Source organism: Moorena sp. SIO3I8 (genome assembly GCF_010692325.1).
Classification (GTDB): Bacteria; Cyanobacteriota; Cyanobacteriia; order Cyanobacteriales; family Coleofasciculaceae; genus Moorena.
Genome location: NZ_JAAHHW010000023.1, coordinates 1 through 17,358, shown reverse-complemented (window position 1 = coordinate 17,358; position 17,358 = coordinate 1). Strand labels below are relative to the sequence as shown.

At 42.0% G+C, this 17,358-nt stretch carries 14 protein-coding genes; 7 read left to right on the top strand and 7 right to left on the bottom strand.

What is annotated here, in order from left to right; genetic code table 11:
- Positions 1-38: 38 nt before the first annotated feature.
- From F6K51_RS11610 to F6K51_RS11595, 4 genes are all read left to right on the top strand, one after another.
- Positions 39-1,295 carry a glycosyltransferase family 1 protein gene (locus tag F6K51_RS11610; RefSeq protein WP_293020446.1) on the top strand — a complete coding sequence of 419 codons (1,257 nt, stop codon included), beginning with the start codon at positions 39-41 and terminating at the stop codon, positions 1,293-1,295.
- Between the two features lie 95 nt (positions 1,296-1,390).
- Positions 1,391-2,290, top strand: coding sequence for a hypothetical protein (locus tag F6K51_RS11605; protein WP_293020445.1), 900 nt, complete (start codon positions 1,391-1,393; stop codon positions 2,288-2,290).
- 49 nt (positions 2,291-2,339) lie between these two features.
- Positions 2,340-2,594 carry a glycosyltransferase gene (locus F6K51_RS11600; RefSeq protein ID WP_365939947.1) on the top strand — a complete coding sequence of 85 codons (255 nt, stop codon included), beginning with the start codon at positions 2,340-2,342 and terminating at the stop codon, positions 2,592-2,594.
- Between the two features lie 241 nt (positions 2,595-2,835).
- Positions 2,836-3,603, top strand: coding sequence for a hypothetical protein (locus F6K51_RS11595; protein WP_293020444.1), 768 nt, complete (start codon positions 2,836-2,838; stop codon positions 3,601-3,603).
- A 278-nt stretch (positions 3,604-3,881) separates the two neighbouring features.
- On the opposite strand, the gene F6K51_RS11590 is transcribed toward F6K51_RS11595, so the two are convergent.
- The 6 genes from F6K51_RS11590 to F6K51_RS11565 all read right to left on the bottom strand — a co-directional run bounded on the left by F6K51_RS11590 (position 3,882) and on the right by F6K51_RS11565 (position 12,690).
- Positions 3,882-4,943 (bottom strand): class I SAM-dependent methyltransferase, encoded by a 1,062-nt coding sequence (locus F6K51_RS11590; RefSeq protein WP_293020443.1) that lies wholly within the window; start codon positions 4,941-4,943, stop codon positions 3,882-3,884.
- Between the two features lie 41 nt (positions 4,944-4,984).
- Entirely contained in the window at positions 4,985-6,397 is a 1,413-nt protein-coding gene (locus F6K51_RS11585) for a methyltransferase domain-containing protein (RefSeq protein ID WP_293020442.1), read from the bottom strand.
- Positions 6,398-6,547: 150 nt separating this feature from the next.
- Positions 6,548-9,886, bottom strand: a complete 3,339-nt coding sequence (locus tag F6K51_RS11580; protein WP_293020441.1) for a glycosyltransferase — start codon at positions 9,884-9,886, stop codon at positions 6,548-6,550.
- Between the two features lie 123 nt (positions 9,887-10,009).
- Positions 10,010-10,981, bottom strand: a complete 972-nt coding sequence (locus F6K51_RS11575; protein ID WP_293020440.1) for a glycosyltransferase — start codon at positions 10,979-10,981, stop codon at positions 10,010-10,012.
- Between the two features lie 152 nt (positions 10,982-11,133).
- Positions 11,134-11,883: an ABC transporter ATP-binding protein gene (locus F6K51_RS11570; protein WP_293020439.1), complete on the bottom strand. Its 750-nt coding sequence runs from the start codon at positions 11,881-11,883 to the stop codon at positions 11,134-11,136.
- Positions 11,884-12,690 carry an ABC transporter permease gene (locus F6K51_RS11565; protein ID WP_293020438.1) on the bottom strand — a complete coding sequence of 269 codons (807 nt, stop codon included), beginning with the start codon at positions 12,688-12,690 and terminating at the stop codon, positions 11,884-11,886.
- A gap of 288 nt (positions 12,691-12,978) precedes the next feature.
- Between F6K51_RS11565 and F6K51_RS11560 the strand changes: the two genes are divergently transcribed.
- The 3 genes from F6K51_RS11560 (at position 12,979) to F6K51_RS11550 (ending at position 17,096) form a co-directional block, all read left to right on the top strand.
- On the top strand, positions 12,979-14,667 hold the full coding sequence (locus tag F6K51_RS11560) for a capsule biosynthesis protein (protein ID WP_293020437.1): 1,689 nt from the start codon (positions 12,979-12,981) through the stop codon (positions 14,665-14,667).
- A 665-nt stretch (positions 14,668-15,332) separates the two neighbouring features.
- Positions 15,333-16,304: a glycosyltransferase gene (locus F6K51_RS11555; protein ID WP_293020436.1), complete on the top strand. Its 972-nt coding sequence runs from the start codon at positions 15,333-15,335 to the stop codon at positions 16,302-16,304.
- Between the two features lie 27 nt (positions 16,305-16,331).
- Positions 16,332-17,096, top strand: coding sequence for an FkbM family methyltransferase (locus F6K51_RS11550; RefSeq protein WP_293020435.1), 765 nt, complete (start codon positions 16,332-16,334; stop codon positions 17,094-17,096).
- Between the two features lie 59 nt (positions 17,097-17,155).
- Here F6K51_RS11550 and F6K51_RS11545 read toward each other — a convergent pair.
- Positions 17,156-17,358, bottom strand: a 203-nt coding sequence (locus F6K51_RS11545; RefSeq protein ID WP_293020434.1) for a hypothetical protein, incomplete at its 5' end; no start/stop codon positions are given.

The window sequence follows — 17,358 nt, the reverse complement described above, 5'->3', positions numbered from 1 at the left end:
GGGTGCATCAAGACAAGGATTAGTATATATACCCGGTGGTGCGTTACGGGACGGGCTGTTCCAATACTAGCGGTGCGTTACGGGACGGGCTGTGCCAACCCTGGCTAGGAGCTGAAAATGAGGGTGAGCCCGTCCCTAACGCACCCTACGGAACTGTTTACAACTCAAAACTCACCATGGATATTCTCTACGACCATCAAATGTTTGCCATCCAGAAATTTGGTGGTATATCCCGAATTTTTATTGAGTTAATGCGAGAGTTATCGCCAAACTCTGAGTGCTCAATTCATTGGCATCGTGGTATCAAGAGCAATGGGTATGATATTTCAGACTATCGCGCTCAACTCACCAGATATTGGGTGATGCCAAAATTGCACTTTACGAAGATTAATTCCATTAATGACACTATCAATAAACTATCCTTTCAATGGTTTGTCCGTAGATTGGGTAGACAGTATGATATCTATCATCCTACCTACTATGATGCTGACTTAATCGAGATTGTTAACCCGAAGAAACTTGTAATAACAATCCATGATATGATTCCGGAAAAATTTTTATCAGGGCAAGCTAAGTTTCAGTCATTAATTAAAAATAAGCAGCAGCTAGTTGAACAAGCGGATTTAATTTTTGTAGCTTCCGAAAATAGCCGAAACGATTTAGTAGAATTATTGGGAGTTAATCCGGAAAAAACTAAAGTCACCTATTGGGCAAGTCGAATTAAAGACGCTAACGAATGTGAATTACCAAAGGATTGCCGTAGTCAGCCTTACTTCCTGTATGTGGGAACTCGTTCAAAATATAAAAATTTTGAAATAGTCCTCAAAGCGTTTGCTGCTAGTGCTAAATTACGGGATAATTTCAAATTAGTCTGTTTTGGGGGTTCCTGTGATTTTTTGGAATCAGAATTCAAGGTTATGGAAGAGCATAATATGCGGCAAAATTTCATCTATCTTAGGGGTGATGATACCCTACTCAAAACCCTATACCGTAACGCCCAAGCCCTAATTTATACCAGCCGCTATGAAGGATTTGGTTTACCGCCCCTAGAGGCAATGGAATGCCAATGTCCAGTTATCTGCTGCTTAACCTCTTCCTTGCCTGAGGTGGTAGGAGATGCAGCTAGTTTATTTGAGCCAGATTCTGTGGATGGACTAGTTCACGCTATGGAGATAGTTGTAGAAGACTCAGAACACCGGGCATCTATGATTGAGAAAGGACGGCAACGTGCTAAGCTTTTCACGTGGCAAAAGACTGCTCAACGGACTTTGGATGGCTATCGCTCAATTAGCTGATGAATTCTGGACACCGCTATAAGTTTGTCAGCAGTATTAGTTGCTAATCAAACCCCGAAGACGGTAATATTTGGATCGGTGTGAGGTAATCAGTCATGAATAAACAGGATTCAGTTATAGAACAAATTAAACAAGACCGAAAGATTCGAGCAGGAGATGATCCACGAAGGTTAGAGCATTTTGGGTTTAAGGTACACTCTCAATCGGATGAAGACGGTATTATAGAAGAAATCTTTAATAGAATTGGGATAAAATCAAAGGTTTTTGTGGAGTTTGGAGCAGAAACAGGACGAGAAAACAATAGTCATTATCTTTTAGAAAAGGGATGGACAGGATTGTGGATAGAATCCTTGCCAGACTATGCAAAAACTATTAGAGAAAATTATCAAGATGCCATCGGGGAAGGTCGCTTAAAATTTATCGAAGCGGTAGTTAACGCCGAAAATATTAATGATTTAATTGAAAGTGCTGGTATTACTGGAGAAATTGATTTTCTTTCAGTGGATATTGATAGTAATGACTATTACGTTTATGAGGCTATTTCGGTTATACAACCTAGAGTTGTTTGTTTAGAGCATAATCATTCCTATCCACCGCCTCAAGAATGGATCATGCCCTATGACCCTAATTTTCGCTGGGATTGTAATTCTAGTGCTTATGGAGCTTCTCTTGTAGCTTTAGAGAAGCTAGCTCGCAGTAAGGGGATGGTGTTAGTAGGTTGTGGATTATATTCTGCCAATGGATTTTATGTGCGTGAAGATTTAGTCAATGATGCCTTTTCTCCTCCCTTTACTCCTGAGCGCTTTTTTAATCCTTTAGACTATCAAAAAATTGTTAGTTTTCCTCGTAGATATGCGGGGGCGATAAGTTTCCTAGAAAGTCTACTGGATAAGGGAAGCAACTCTCATCCCTTTAAGATAATCCGGAGACTCGGGGGGGGTGTAAGGAGAAAAATAAAGCAATTCTTAAAGCAAATACTGGAAAAAGATAATTGAATCCAAGCACTTTTGAGCATGTAATTCCATAGAAAAACTAAAACTCTGACTGCTCAATTCATTACTCAAAACCCTATATCGTAACGCCCAAGCCCTAATTTATACCAGCCGCTATGAGGGATTTGGTTTGCCCACCCTAGAGCCAATGGAATGCCAATGTCCAGTTATCTTCCGCTTAACCTCTTCCTTGTCTGAATTGGTAGGAGATGCAGCTAGTTTATTTGAGCCAGATTCTGTGGATGGACTAGTTAACACTATGGAAATAGTTGTAGAAGAGCCAGAACTCTGGGCATCTATAGATTGAGAAAGGACGGCAACGTGCTAAGCTTTTCACATGGCAAAAGACTGCTCAACTGACTTTGGATGGTTATCGCTCAATTAGGTCATGAATCCTGGACACCGCTATAAGTTTGCCAGCAGTATCAGTTGCTAATCAAACCCCGAACACGGTAGTATTTAGATTGATGTGAGGTACATTTAATGTATAATACAACCAATGATAACTAGTGACCAAAAATTTGGTTGGGTTTTAAGGTAATACAGTCATGAATAAACAGGATTCAGTTATAGAACAAATTCAACAAGACCGCAAGATTCAAGCAGGGGATGATCCACGAAGGTTAGAGCATTTTGGATTTAAGATATATTCTCAATCGGATGAAGACGGCATTATAGAGGAAATTTTTAATAGAATTGGTGTAAAATCCCAGGTTTTTGTGGAGTTTGGAGCAGAAACAGGAGAAGAAAACAATAGTCGTTATCTTTTAGAAAAGGGATGGACAGGATTGTGGCTAGAATCCTATCCAGACTATGCACAAGCTATTCCAGCCAATCAGAAAGATGCCATCGGGGAAGGTCGCTTAAAATTTATCGAAGCGGTAGTTAACGCCGAAAATATTAATGATTTAATTGAAAGGGGTGGTATTACTGGAGAAATTGATTTTCTTTCAGTGGATATTGATAGTAATGACTATTACGTTTATGAGGCTATTTCGGTTATACAACCTAGAGTGGTTTGTTTAGAGCATAATCCTGCCTATGCACCACCTCAAGAATGGATCATGCCCTATGACCCTAATTATCGCTGGGATGGTAAGTCTACTGCTTATGGAGCTTCTCTTGTAGCTTTCGAGAAGCTAGCTCGCCGTAAGGGGATGGTGTTAGTAGGTTGTGGATTATATTCTGCCAATGGATTTTATGTGCGTGAAGATTTAGTCAATGATGCCTTTTCTCCTCCCTTTACTCCTGAGCGTTTTTTTAACCCTTTAGACTATCAAAAAATTGTTAGTTTTCCTCGTAAACAGATTCAGTAGACCGAAAACTTGACCCTGGTCTGTTAGCAGGATTTTAGAAGCTTATTACTTTGGCAGTTTTGACAGTTCATTGGCTTATAACCTTTGCACTGTCAATAGTTTCACCAGGTTCCGTTTTTTCCTAAGGTTGATCTTTGAAAATTTGGCGTTGCTGAACTCAAGGATGAGTTATTGAAAGCATTAGTCTCTTGCTGCTTAAATCCCCCTGCTCCCGTGACCAACAAGATTGGGGGTCACAGAGATTAAAATTATACCATCATTAAGCAACGCCGAAAATTTTATTCGTTATCTGTAGGGAGACCGACAAACCCTTTAAATTTGAACCAGAGCGATCGCATTTTCCAAAACTTACTTGTCTTCATGGCCGCAACTTCTAGTTTGGTGTGGTGTAATTCGTCTTGAATTTGTTGCAGTTCTATAATTTTACTCTCTTGAAGCTGTTGTGATTGAACTAGCTGTACTTTGGCATTTTGTAATTGCTCTTGAGTTTGTTGAAGTTTAGTTTGACCTAGCTCTACTTTGGCGTTGGCGTGTTGTAATTGCTCTTGAGTTTGTTGCAATTGCTTTTGAGTTTGTTGTAATTGCTCTTGAGTTTGTTGAAGTTTAGTTTGAGTTTCTTGCAATTCTAGGATTCCGCTATCTTGAAGCTGTTGTGATTGAACTAGCAATGTCCGCAACTCATGAAGTTCTTGTAACTCCTTGGAGAGTTCTTGAGTCGTTTTAACTCGACCACAGGCAAGGGTCGTTGAGTACTCGTGGTCTGTAAGACGAAATTTGACAATATCATGCCATAGATAGTTGGATCCAGGCCAAGTTTCAACAACATCATGAAAAGCCATCCATCCTCCAACTTTCATCAGGGGTAATAATAACCCAAAATCCGTCAGCACATCTAAGTATTCATGAGAACCATCAATAAAAACAAAGTCAATCGTCTTTTCTCCAGTTAATTCACCCCAACGCTTCAGAATTTCTAAAGAATATCCCTGAAAAGATTTGATATAAGGAGTCAGTTGGTATTTATCAAGGTTTTCTTTCCAGACCTCAAAGACACTCTTTTCTGGTATGTCCTGACATTGCCCTATCCATGGATCAATACAGTAGATCTTGCGATTAGTCCCTACACAGGCAAACGCCATAGCTGCCGTAGACCTTCCTTTATAAGAGCCAACTTCAACAATAAGAGCATCCTCAGGGAGGGACTTCACTTTATTGAATAAGAACTCTTCTTGGCCAGGAACTAGGAAACCATCAATGGTTTCAACAGCTTCTTTTACCGTCTCATAACTGTTGAATGATTCCTTAGCACTGACAACTTGCTCAAGCAGCTGATCAACCATGATTAAACTCCTATTTTAGCTGACGTTAATTATTGAAAATTTTATTCGTTATCTGTAGGTAAACCGACAAACCCTTTAAATTTGAACCAGAGCGATCGCAATTTCCAAAACTTACTGGTCTTCATGGCCGCAATTTCTACATTAATTACCTTCAACTTAGCCTTAGCTTCGTTCAGTTGGTTCTGAATCTGCTGTAATTGATTTTGCTGAAAATGCTGAATTTTTTCCTGTGACTGTGCCAATTGTGATTGAGTATGCTGAAGTTCTGAGTGTATTTGGGTTAATTGTGATTGATTTTGTTCATTTTCTGAGTTTGATTGATTTAATTGTGACTGAGTATCTTGAAGGTCTAAGTTTGATTGATTTAATTGTGACTGAGTATGTTGAAGGTCTGAGTGGGCTTGGATTAATTGTGATTTAGTCTGCTGGAGGTCTGTGACAGTTGCACTGACCTGAGAGCGCAAGGAAGCTATCTCTTGACCCTGTTGCTCAATAATCTTCAGAAGTTCAGCACGCCTAGTCTCGATAGTTTGATACTGAACTTGGATGTTTTGATACTGAAATTTGAGTTTATTAAAGTCAGAGGATTTGTCCAGTAATGCCTGAACCATTCGCCCAGATTGACTCTTGAGCAGATAGTAACTAATTTGCTCATCAGTATAGGGAACAAAAGGCTGCCGACTAGCTACGAAAAACATATCATAGTCGAACAACTGTTGTTCAAATTGCAGAAACTCAAAACCGAGGTTCTTAAAGAATTGCGAAGCCCCTCGCCGACTCAAAAGATGGATATGCTCAATAGGTTGCATTAGCTTTAAAAAATGATCCTTTTGAGCAACCATCTCTGAATAGGTTTTACCCTCTTCATAATTTGGCATCTGGACAATGAAAATACCATCTTCCTTGAGAAGAGATGCCCCATGGCTGATGGTAGCCACTGGATCAGGTAGATGCTCCATGACATCGTAGAGTACGATAGCATCAAAAGATTCTGGTTCTAGCTGCTGATCCTCGAGCGGTCCTGACAAAATGGGCATATTGAATGTCTGTTGGGCAAATTCCACAACCCAAGGGCTAAGCTCCAGACCCATAGCCTCAAAACCTGCCCAGCCCATCATTGCCACAAAGCCACCATGAGCACAACCTAACTCAAGCACTTTGGCTGGCGGTAGTTTATAAGCCATCAGAGTACGCAGCCAGTAGAGGCATCGCTCTGGTAAGTCTTGACGGGCTCGTTGACGAATATCAGGAAAACCATAATGCTCGGTCTGATAAGACAACCAGTACTCTTTACCGTAGAAGTCATGGTTATCATCCTTTATACGGAGCTGCTCAGCCCTCAAACCAGTTTTTGACACTAGAGTGCCACATTGAGAGCACGCCAAGTAGTCGGGGGAAAATTCAGTTAGCTCAGTATTTCCACACCAACAGATATGTCTTAACGTTTGTGTCATCTTGTTGTTGTAGGGAGGTGTTGATAAATTAGCTCGAACTTACGTCTGATCACAAGTCCGGATTGAAAAGCCTTTTTTTAATTAAGTCCCCAGAGAGGGAATAAAAATAAAGGGTCTTAAGAATTAAGACTTGGAAAACTAGGCAGTTATCTACAACAGGTTAATATTCTGTAGTACCGTCAAACCTATCAACCCTAATCCCCCACTACCCATGACAATTCTGACCCTGCGGAGAACCTGAGGCTTCATATAGCCAAGATAGCCCACCATACCTAACATTAGTGCAATGGACAACAAACTACCGCCAAGAGAAAAGAATAGATTTCCTTGGACAGGAGAAACGAATGAGGTTAGTTTTACTAGAGTCCTATCAGCATACATAGCGGTAGATAGCAGTAGTAAGTTGATCCCTAAAATTAGACTAACTACTGGAACTAACAGAGGTTTTAGTCGAAACCAGCCTACCCGCAGTTTCCAGAATTTACTGGACTCCATTGCCGCTAGAGTTGACCCCGCTTCTTGAAGTGCCCGCTGTTTTTGTTGAAGTTGAGCCTCTGCGTACATCAATTGCTGTTCGAGATCTCCTGACGGAAGCTGAGTTGGCTGAACTTGAATTGGGGACGGACTTGGGGGTAGCTGTTCTTGGATTTGAGCCTGTAACTTCCTGAATTCTCCCCAAAGGGTGGAACCTAGACCAGTACCATCATTTTTGATGGTCTTGGCAGTTTCGACCAGAACCTCTACCACGGTATCGGCCATCTTTGACCAGGAAAATTTCTTCGCGTGTTCAAACCCATCAGCAATCAACGGGTTACGAACCTCTGGGTTTTGAACTTTGTAGAGCGCATCAATCAGCTCGTAAACATTAGATTGATCCACATACAATGCTGCTTCCCCAGCTGCTTCAGGAAGAGAGGAGTGACGACAGGTAATTACAGGGCAACCACAAACCATTGCTTCGGTAACTGGTAATCCGAACCCTTCGTACAGAGAGGGGACAACCAGAGCGATCGCACCAGAATACGCTACTTTTAATTCTTCATCACTCAGGGGCAGAACCATCGTTGTTATCCCTTCTGCCAGGGCAGCTAGCTCAGGTTCTAACTCAGGTCTACCACCGACACAAATTACCCCAAACTCTTCCTTATCCACCAGCTTAGATAATGCTCTGAACAGAAAGATAGCGTTTTTATAGCCATTAACACCAGTTCTTTCTCCTACTAAGAGTAAGTAAGGTTTGGTCACCTTGAATTTAGTCTTAAACTCATTGATATCATCATCGCTTGCCGGGGAAAAAACCTTTTTGACCCCACAGTGAGCTACCGTTACCTTGGACGGGGAAATATGGGGGAAAAACTTAATCAGATCTCGAGCCGTATTTTCAGAGATCGTAATATAACGTGAAGCGTGTAAGATACCGTAATGCTTTTCTTTCCAACCTGCTTCGTTAAGATTGGCACCAATCACCTCTGGAATCATGTCATAAGCCATAAATACAGAAGGAGTAGATAGGGGTGCGGTATAGTAGCTGGAAATGAATAGATCAGCCCCCTTTTCATCACAGATTTCCTGCAACAAGTCAGCATCTGCTCCCGTTTTGTTGTAATCGTAAGCTCGAATAGGGCGATAGCGAATTCCAGGAATCCTCGGAGCCGTTCCAGCCCGGTCTAAAACAATCACATGGTCAGCAAAGCCATTAGTTGCCCATTCCTCTAGCAAAGACTTCCAGACTTGGGAAATCCCAGAGTTAGGAAAAAATTGGAAAAATACCCCATCAACCACAATTTGGGGGAATGGTATTTCAATCTTCATAGTTTGTTGCTGAAATTCTTCCAGTTGCAAAAACTGCCATTTTTCGCCGTCAGGCTCCTTCTGAGCAATCGGCACTATACCACAGATATCCGCCGGTTCAACCAGGGTTTCATCTTCAACCCAAGATAAATGTTGACGCAGAAAAACCGGAAATTCAGACTGCTGCTGTAGTCCCTGCCACTCGGCCAGAGCATTCTGGTAGCCGTAGTAGCTCTCCTTAAACTGCAATTGTTCCGGTGTTACATAAGCAAAATGTTGAAAGACCAGTCCCTGTGCTTCGGTTTCTCGATGTAGGAATGGATTGATGCTTGCTACATCTTGCCCATGATTAGCTGACTGATTTGACTGATTAGTTGACGACGGTTGGACTAGCCTTGGGGGTTCGTGGGTTGCCCAGACAGCTCCCGGTTGAAACCTCCACACACGCAACCATTCCTGTTTGGGGTTTTGTGTATAGCAATTGCGACTGCTAACAATTAAATTTTTTCCAACGAAATACCAACACCAGAAGAAAGCAGCCGTCTTGTCAGGTTGGTCGATGAACATCTGTCGGGCTTTACAGATTTGCTCAGTTGTCCACAACTCATCCACATCTACCTGCCACAACAGACACTCTTGTTGGATATTCTCAAGGGGAGCATTCACCATTTCTCGCTTGCCCTCCCAGAAAACCCCATCAGGTTTGCGATAGACGGTGATCTGGTCAGGGTAGCGTTCCATCAGTTGGTCGAGATACTCTGTGGTGCCATCAATACTACGACCATTATGGTGAATTTCATCACTGACATACCCACCCGTAGCTAAACTCCAGGCAGTATCATGCTTCAATTTCGCTACACCTTCAATAATGTGCCAATGCCATCGGAATGGCAGTTTACTAAAGACGTCAATATGATAGCGAATGAAGGGTTCACCATTGATAACAATCGTAAAAAAATTGATTGGAAGAGGGGTTGAGGCTTCACCTGACTTTTCAGCTGAATGAGGGCTATCCGCTTTAGCAAAAATGGAGTAACCATTGCGCACAGAAGCATTTTGCTCAATCAGTTTATAGTTTTTATCTCTTAATAACCGATGGTGATTACTATAATTTTTGTAGGTACAAATATTATCAAGTAGGATAAATTTTGATCCGTAAACCTGATCCAATTCAACCTGAGCCGTGAACTTGGAGCCGTCGATTAAGACTAGATCAAAATCCTCGATCTGGTTTTCTTGCTTAATCGTTTCAATCCCATCTCCAGAGGTTCCCATTTCCCTAACATAATCGATATCTTGACGAAGCAAACCTAAGACTTGTTCAAGAGGGTAATTATTTAGAGGGCTACGATGGGAATGATAAAATTTCCTAACCTCATATTCCCTAGGAAACTGCTCTAGGGAAATTGATGAAATATTGTAGCACTTGACAAAAGAGTCCTGCCGATAGCGTTCCTTTAACTCAGCAAAACGAGGTTGTGAAACCTCCATACAGAATAACACTGGATTAGACGGGTTTTCCCGGAGTCCCTTCACAAACGCTTCGGTGCTTCCCGCACCGGATGAAGACCTGATTTCTAGAACCGTCTTGATATCTTCTTCCCGAGCTATCCTCTGAATCGCTTTATAAAAATCATCGTCTTTAATCTCAGGAGCAATCACATAATCTAGTTCTGATTTTGACCTATTACTTGGCATATGACACAGCTCCTCACACAAACCTGAAAAAAACTTGGCAATAACTTTGGCAAGAGATAACCTCTAACCTGTTAGTCTTTCTAACCTGTTAGTCTAATCTGTTAGTCTAAGGTACTATCCTAATCAGACTTGTTCCAAATTTTTCAAGTTGAGTTTGATATTACCACTTTTTCCATTCTGATTTATTCCGCTTTCCATCTCAGCAATTTTGGCAATCTGAGCAATTTTCGCCCGGGCTTGCTCTAATTCAAGCTTCAGGGCATGGTATTCCGTTTCAATGGCTTGATATTTGTTTTCAAGGGCTTTATAGTTGAAATTTAGTGTATTTCTACCGTTTTCGGCGTTTTGAAGCCATTCTCTGAGGTTAATGATGAATTCCTGATATTTTAGGATTCTTCTGTTCAACCAGTAGGAATCTTTATACATTGGGCATTGGTTCTGAATACTATGGGCTTCAGGTAGAGATTTTCTTAACTGACTAGAAAGTCCCCCTGCATAATAGGATGCGATTGTCCGAGGATAGTAACACAATTTCACAGTCTCATTCTGGATTAGCCTCAGAAACCATTCATAATCCGATGATATTTTGTAGCGTTCATTGAAAAGCCCTATTTTAGAGAAAAACAAGTTAGCTCTGGAGAAGCTGGCTTGGTGAGGCAAACATCCACAGATCAGTTCATCAGCTACGTCTTCAGGCAAGGGAGGTTTCACTAAAATGGTAGACCCAGATTGCTCTCTAACCTCTAGGTCTCCATACAAAAAATCACAGGAGGGATTTGCCAACAGGAAGTTAACGGTATCTTGGATGACCTTTTTATCAAGATAATAGTCATCTGAATTAATAAAAGCAATAAACTCACCAGACGAGTACCTAACTCCCTTATTCATTGCTTCATAGATACCGCCATCAGGTTCGCTAATAAATCGGCTAATCTGATCACTATATTTATGAGCAATCTCCTTAGTTTTGTCTTGGGAGTTGCCATCAATAATAATGTACTCTATATCCTCATAGGTCTGAGAGACGACACTCTTGATCGCTCGCTCTATAAATCGCTCAGCATTTTTACATACAGTTATAATTGAAATCCTCACACGTCCTCCTCGGAATTATCACTATCAGGGTGATAATACTGGTTTTACAGGTTTAACTATAGGGTTTAACTATATTCCAACTGCTCAGATTACCATCTTTCATTTACCTTAAGCTTTTAACGTTTGTTTAAAACTTTTAACTTTTTTTAAGGTTAAACCACTTCGGTAACACTATTCAAGTAACAATCGACTACCTCATTGCTCTCTCCCGCTAACTTTATCCTGCCTTTGTCTAACCAAATCACCCGCTTGCAGTAATGGCGCACAAAGGATAAATCATGGGAGACCACTAAAACAGTGGCATGAGCCTCCCAAAATCTTTCCATGCGTCGCTGGCATTTAATTCTAAAACTTTGATCCCCTACGGATAAGACTTCATCTAAAATTAAAATATCTGGCTGTACATCAGTGGCAATGGCAAAGCCTAGCCGCGCTGACATCCCTGAGGATAATCCCTTCACTGGCATTAACTTGTAGTCTTGTAGCTCAGCAAACTCCAAAATCGATGGGGTTCTCTGTTTCATCTCTTGTTTAGAGAAACCTAGCATCACCCCATAGAGTTTGATGTTATCCACTACGGAAAGTTCGGGATCGAATCCAGCTCCTAGTTCAATCATCGGAGCGATTTCACCTCTTATCCATACCTGACCCCCTGTCGGCTTTAATATGCCACAGATAACTTTAAGTAGGGTTGATTTCCCTGAACCATTCGGTCCAATGATGCCGATTTTTTCCCCAGGTTTTACTGCTAGATCAATATCATCAAGGACTAAATTCCTGGAAGGTTTGCGGTATTTTCCCTCCAAAAATGATATTATAGTTTTTTTGAGGTCATAGGAAAACTCTTCTTGGGTTCTTCGCCACAATGAAACCCGATCGAGTCTAATAACTTCTTCTGTCATCTATAACAAATCCATGAAGTGAGGCTGCCAAACTCGAAAGCAAGTCCAGCCTAAGGATACAATTACTATGGCACTTAGGCATGAGTGTCCAATTAACCCTACATTTGGCAAACCTCCTGACAAAGAAATCTGTCGAATGCTTTCAATAATCGGCAATAAAGGATTTAAAAACAAAAAGGGTCTAACCGCCTCTGGGACAATTGCTGCTGGATAAAATACTGGAGAGCTAATCCAGATCACAAAGCATACTAATTCATAGAAATAAGGTAAATCCCTAAAGAAAACATAGAGAACACTGACGAGAAACCCGATGCCGATACTAACCAAAATTAAGGCGATTAACGGAAGACTCAACGCTAGCAAATTGACTACACTTTTTGAAGTAAGCAACGTGACAATAGCTAGGAGAGGAAAGCTGCCAACAGCTAACTGAAACACATTAGCAGCAATGGTTGAAACCGGAAAGACACTTATTGGTAAACGAACTTTATTCAACAGGGCACCATTGCCAACTACACTGACTAATGCTTGGTTGGTTGAAGCGGAGAAAAAGTTAGTCACAAGCAACCCAGTAAAAGCAGCCAGAATATAGTTAATGGTTGAGTTGTCATAATAGGAGGCAAAGGTAGCACCGAAAATTGCTGTATATAGTCCTGTCATAATCAAAGGATTTAACAAAGACCAATATACTCCCAGAAGCGATCCTCGATAACGTCCCTTCAGATTTCGCTCTGTTAATATATACAGCAACTCCCAATAGCGCTGGAATTGCCACCGTGCGGTGTTAGCCTTGAGGGATAAGGTCATAATTTATACACCGAAGATATAGAACCGAAGATATAGAACCGAATATATATATAGGGATTCAAGTTAGCCTCCCCACTGGTTCTTAGATGCGCATTTTTAGAACCATAACATATACTGCGAAGAAATTCGCCCTGTCGTGTTCCCACCCCGCACTTTTGGTTACGGCGCGTTCGCTTCCGGAGCGCACCCGTTCTGTTTCGGTGTGTATATTCTTATCATAGTTTAGGGAAATTTGTCGAGTAGGAACTTGGTATAATCCCTTGAGAAGTAAGTATCTGACTTGATTATATGTCTCTGACTAGTGCTGACGAACTAGAGCCAAGTCCCTTACTTTCTTGGCAACTAGGGCAAAGTAACTTGTTAGATTGGCGACCTGTTATCGAAACTAACCCCTCCCTCTGGAGAGAAGCCAAGCAACGGTCTCACCAGGGACCTCAGGTGCTAATGGCAACTACCGTAGGGGGATTAGCGCCACTGTCACTACCAGAAAGTCTACTAGCAGTAGCCCTTACCCTCAGAGGAGCAGAGGTTCATACTCTCCTGTGTGACCATTCTCTGCCTGCCTGCCTCAATCTTCAAAAACTGGATACACCTCAAGAAAGGATTGAAAACTATGATTTAGAAACGATCAAGTGCCAAAACTGTTTCGCAACCGGTGGTTATCTTTATCAACCGTTGCATTTGACGAACCATGTCTTTAGTGAACTGCTCACTGGGCTTGATAGGCAAGAAGCCAAACAAATTGCAGCCCATGTGCGGCTATCAGAGATTGAAAACTATTGCCTGGGCAACTGGAATATAGGTGAACATGCCTATGCTGGGGCGTTGCGCTATTTTACCAGTGGGAATCTAGATAACGAACCCAAGAGTGAAATCGTGGTGCGTCGATATTTTGAAGGGGCTTTGCTGACTGCGTATGCTATCAGTAAGCTACTGTCTAAGTATAATTTTAAGGCTGCTTGCTTCAATCATGGCATCTACTTACCTCATGGCATCATTGGTGAGGTGTGTCGCTCACGCCAAGTGCGGGTGGTTAACTGGGCTATTGCCTATCGTAAGCGTTGCTTTATTTTTAGCCACGGAGACACTTATCATCACACTATGCTCAGTGAGCCTCTCCATGGCTGGGAAACCATGCCTTGGACTGAGGCAATGACAGATGACATCCTACAGTATTTGAAAAGTCGATGGCAGGGCACTCGGGATTGGATTTGGTTTCATGAAAAACCTGATGAAGAATTTAGCCGAAATGCTGAGGAGATGGGGCTTGACCTGAACCAGCCAGTGATTGGGATGCTCACTAATGTAATGTGGGATGCCCAGTTGCACTATCGTGGCTTAGCTTTCCCCAATATGCTAACGTGGGTACTCCAAACGATTGAGTATTTTGCTAAACGTCCTGACTTACAACTGCTGATTCGGATTCATCCGGCAGAGATTCGGGGAACGTTGCCTTCTCGCCAACCTTTGTTGCCAGAAATCAAGAAGGTCTGGTCTCAATTGCCTAAAAATATTTTCATCATTCCTCCAGAAAGTCCTGTGAGTACCTACGCAGCGATGGAGCAGTGCGATTCGGTGATTATTTATGGGACAAAAACTGGAGTAGAGTTGACCAGTGTAGGCATTCCGGTGATCGTTGGTGGTGAAGCTTGGATCCGAGATAAGGGAATTACTATGGATCCCTCTACCGCAGAGGAGTATTTCCAGTGCTTGGATCAGCTACCCCTTGGTGAACGGTTGGATGCCAATGCCCTTAAACGAGCCAGGATGTACGCCTACCATTTCTTTTTCAGACGGATGATTCCCCTACAATTTACCGAACCCATATCTGAAAATCCTTACGTGAAGCTGAATATTACTAGCCTAGAGCAATTACTTCCTGGTGCAGATCCAGGTTTGGATATTATCTGTGATGGAATCTTGTCTGGTTCTCCTTTTATCTATCCAGCGGAACGGTTGGGAATTGATCGCGTCTAGATTGGTGGAACCGGCATCAGGCGTGGAACGGGCATCTTGCCCGTGATCAATTTCCGGCATCAGGGGTGGAACGGGCATCTTGCCCGTGATCAATTTCCGGCATCAGGGGTGGAACGGGCATCTTGCCCGTGATCAATTTCCGGCATCAGGGGTGGAACGGGCATCTTGCCCGTGATCAATTTCCGCCATCTGTGGAACGGGCATCTTGCCCGTGATCAATTTCCGGCATCAGGGGTGGAACGGGCATCTTGCCCGTGATCAATTTCCGCCATCTGTGGAACGGGCATCTTGCCCGTGATCAATATCCGGCATCAGGGGTGGAACGGGCATCTTGCCCGTGATCAATTTCCGGACGGACTATCCCAACCAGGCGCGAAGAGGCGGAAAATCAGGGCGAGCCTTTTGGTGGTGCGTTACGGGGCTACTGGCTACGACGTTGAATATGATGGCAAGGCGCGCCCCTAACGCACCCTACGCACTGCTTCCTGCTCCCTTTGATAATCTAAAAATTTTTAGATTTATCTATCCATAGGGATTTACTATTATAACATAAAAAATGGGATAGTTTGATATCATTATCCCCGAGGGTGACACTATAACGGCCAAATCAGGTTAAGCTCAATAGCTTGGTGATGGCTCCATACAGGTGTGTTCAGGAGTGCCTTATGAACTATATCAAAATTCTGGCTAAGCCTTTTCGTCAAGTCAAAAAGTTTTATCACGGCTCATTGACTCAGTCTCCTACCCAACTAGCTAATCCAGGACTAGCTAATCCAGGACAATTGAGTCGTTTGAAGATATTAAAGTCTTTAGCTAAACCGGTAATTAGCTCTGACAAAACGTGCATGGTCTCGGTGGTGATAGGGAGTTATAACCGTAGACCTTTACTGGAAAAAGCGATTCAAAGTGTTCGAGATAATCAGATTCGCGTTCCCTATGAAATCATTGTGATTGACGGGGGGTCAACGGATGGTTCTTTAGAATGGCTAATTCAGCAGAAAGATATTATTACTATCATCCAACATAACCGAGGGGAATTCCAAGGAAAGCCACTCAAGCGCCGCAGTTGGGGGTATTTTATGAATCTTGGCTTTAAATCAGCTAAAGGGAAATATATTTTGATGATCAGTGATGATTGTCTGCTATTACCAAATGCGGTTAATTTAGGGCTGGATAAGTTTGAAGAGGTGGAAAAAGCTGGCATCAAAATAGGGGGAGTAGCTTTCTATTTTCGGAATTGGCCAGAGGATCAAGAATACTATGTACAACATACCCTTGGTGGCAAGCTGTTTGTTAATCATGGTATGTACTTAAAAGAAGCGCTAGCAGCAGTTGACTGGGCGGATGAAGAGCGATATATCTTTTATAAAGCTGATGGGGATCTCTGTTTAAAGATGTGGGAGCTTAATTATGAGATTGTAGATTGTCCAGGGGCTTATGTTGAACATTATTATGATCGCAATGAAGCGGTTCGCCAGACTAACAATGCTGTTTTAGACCATGACCGAGAGGCTTACTTGCAGCGATGGGAAGGAATTTATTATCATCGATATAAGCGGGATCTCCGGAGACGAGTAACTAGGTTCTATGAGGACAAAACTAGAACAGCAGACCAGTTTATGAACTTAGTTTATTAAGTTGTCGAGGAGTAAATAAATAAATAAATGGCTTCGGTGAAACAGGAAATTAGTCGGTTGGTAAATCGTCTGTTAGCGTCCATGAATTTAAAGTTGCTAAGGCTTTCAGACTACAAACAAATTGTGGAAGCGAGTCCGGACCCAGGCAGGGAGCTATGGCGATGGGTTCGTGAAAATTATTCGATTAAGACGGTGATTGATATTGGCTCAAATAATGGCGATTTTGCAGAATTTTTAGCCTGTTACTTCAATGCTAAACAGACCTATGTATTTGAACCATTGCCATCTTATCTATCAGACTTAGAAGGAAAAGCGGCTAAGATTCCTAATCTAAAAATTTTTAATGTGGCTTTGTCGGATTATGAAGGAGAAGAGTTCTTTTATGAGAATTCATACGGGCCAGCTTCTTCGATGTTACGCATAAGCGAACTATGTAAGAAGGAATTTCCACAGACATCAGGAGAAAGTGAAATTAAAGTAAAGGTTTGCCCCCTGGATGACCTATTACAGTCAGAATTAGAGTCTGATCAATTGGAGAGAGATGTTTTTATAAAAATTGATGTCCAAGGGGTTGAAGATAAAGTGATTAAGGGAGGAAAAAAGCTATTTTCCCTAGGGCGATGTGTTCTGGTAGAAATGTCATTTGTTCCTCTGTATAAGGAACAACCATTGTTTGAAGAGGTACATGACTGTTTGGTAGAGTTGGGTTACAGATTTGCGGGAATTAAAAATCAAATTAATTCTATCAAGTCTGGACAGCCATTATTCTGCCATTGTTTGTATGTCCGTTAGGGTTGTTTAAGCTATCAGTTATCAGCTATCAGCTATCAGCTTATGCGCTACAGATGGTGCTACTTGAGATGCTTTTTAATAAAACAGGTAAGCATTGGTTTAATCTGAGTTAAGTCACAGGCTGGAAGCCTGTGCCACAACTGACTGCTGACCACTGACCACTGACCGCTGAATGCTGATAGCTGAATGCTTACGTTAATTTTTAAGAGTGAAGGTGAGGAGTGAAGGAACCATGAAACTTTCTGTTGTTGTTGGTACCTAA

What these genes read in the sequence shown, in the direction of transcription:
- F6K51_RS11605 (WP_293020445.1), top strand. Translation starts at nt 1,391, where the DNA reads ATGAATAAACAGGATTCAGTTATAGAACAAATTAAACAAGACCGAAAG.
- F6K51_RS11595 (WP_293020444.1), top strand. Translation starts at nt 2,836, where the DNA reads ATGAATAAACAGGATTCAGTTATAGAACAAATTCAACAAGACCGCAAG.
- F6K51_RS11590 (WP_293020443.1), bottom strand. Translation starts at nt 4,943, where the DNA reads ATGGTTGATCAGCTGCTTGAGCAAGTTGTCAGTGCTAAGGAATCATTC.
- F6K51_RS11585 (WP_293020442.1), bottom strand. Translation starts at nt 6,397, where the DNA reads ATGACACAAACGTTAAGACATATCTGTTGGTGTGGAAATACTGAGCTA.
- F6K51_RS11580 (WP_293020441.1), bottom strand. Translation starts at nt 9,886, where the DNA reads ATGCCAAGTAATAGGTCAAAATCAGAACTAGATTATGTGATTGCTCCT.
- F6K51_RS11570 (WP_293020439.1), bottom strand. Translation starts at nt 11,883, where the DNA reads ATGACAGAAGAAGTTATTAGACTCGATCGGGTTTCATTGTGGCGAAGA.
- F6K51_RS11565 (WP_293020438.1), bottom strand. Translation starts at nt 12,690, where the DNA reads ATGACCTTATCCCTCAAGGCTAACACCGCACGGTGGCAATTCCAGCGC.
- F6K51_RS11560 (WP_293020437.1), top strand. Translation starts at nt 12,979, where the DNA reads ATGTCTCTGACTAGTGCTGACGAACTAGAGCCAAGTCCCTTACTTTCT.
- F6K51_RS11555 (WP_293020436.1), top strand. Translation starts at nt 15,333, where the DNA reads ATGAACTATATCAAAATTCTGGCTAAGCCTTTTCGTCAAGTCAAAAAG.
- F6K51_RS11550 (WP_293020435.1), top strand. Translation starts at nt 16,332, where the DNA reads ATGGCTTCGGTGAAACAGGAAATTAGTCGGTTGGTAAATCGTCTGTTA.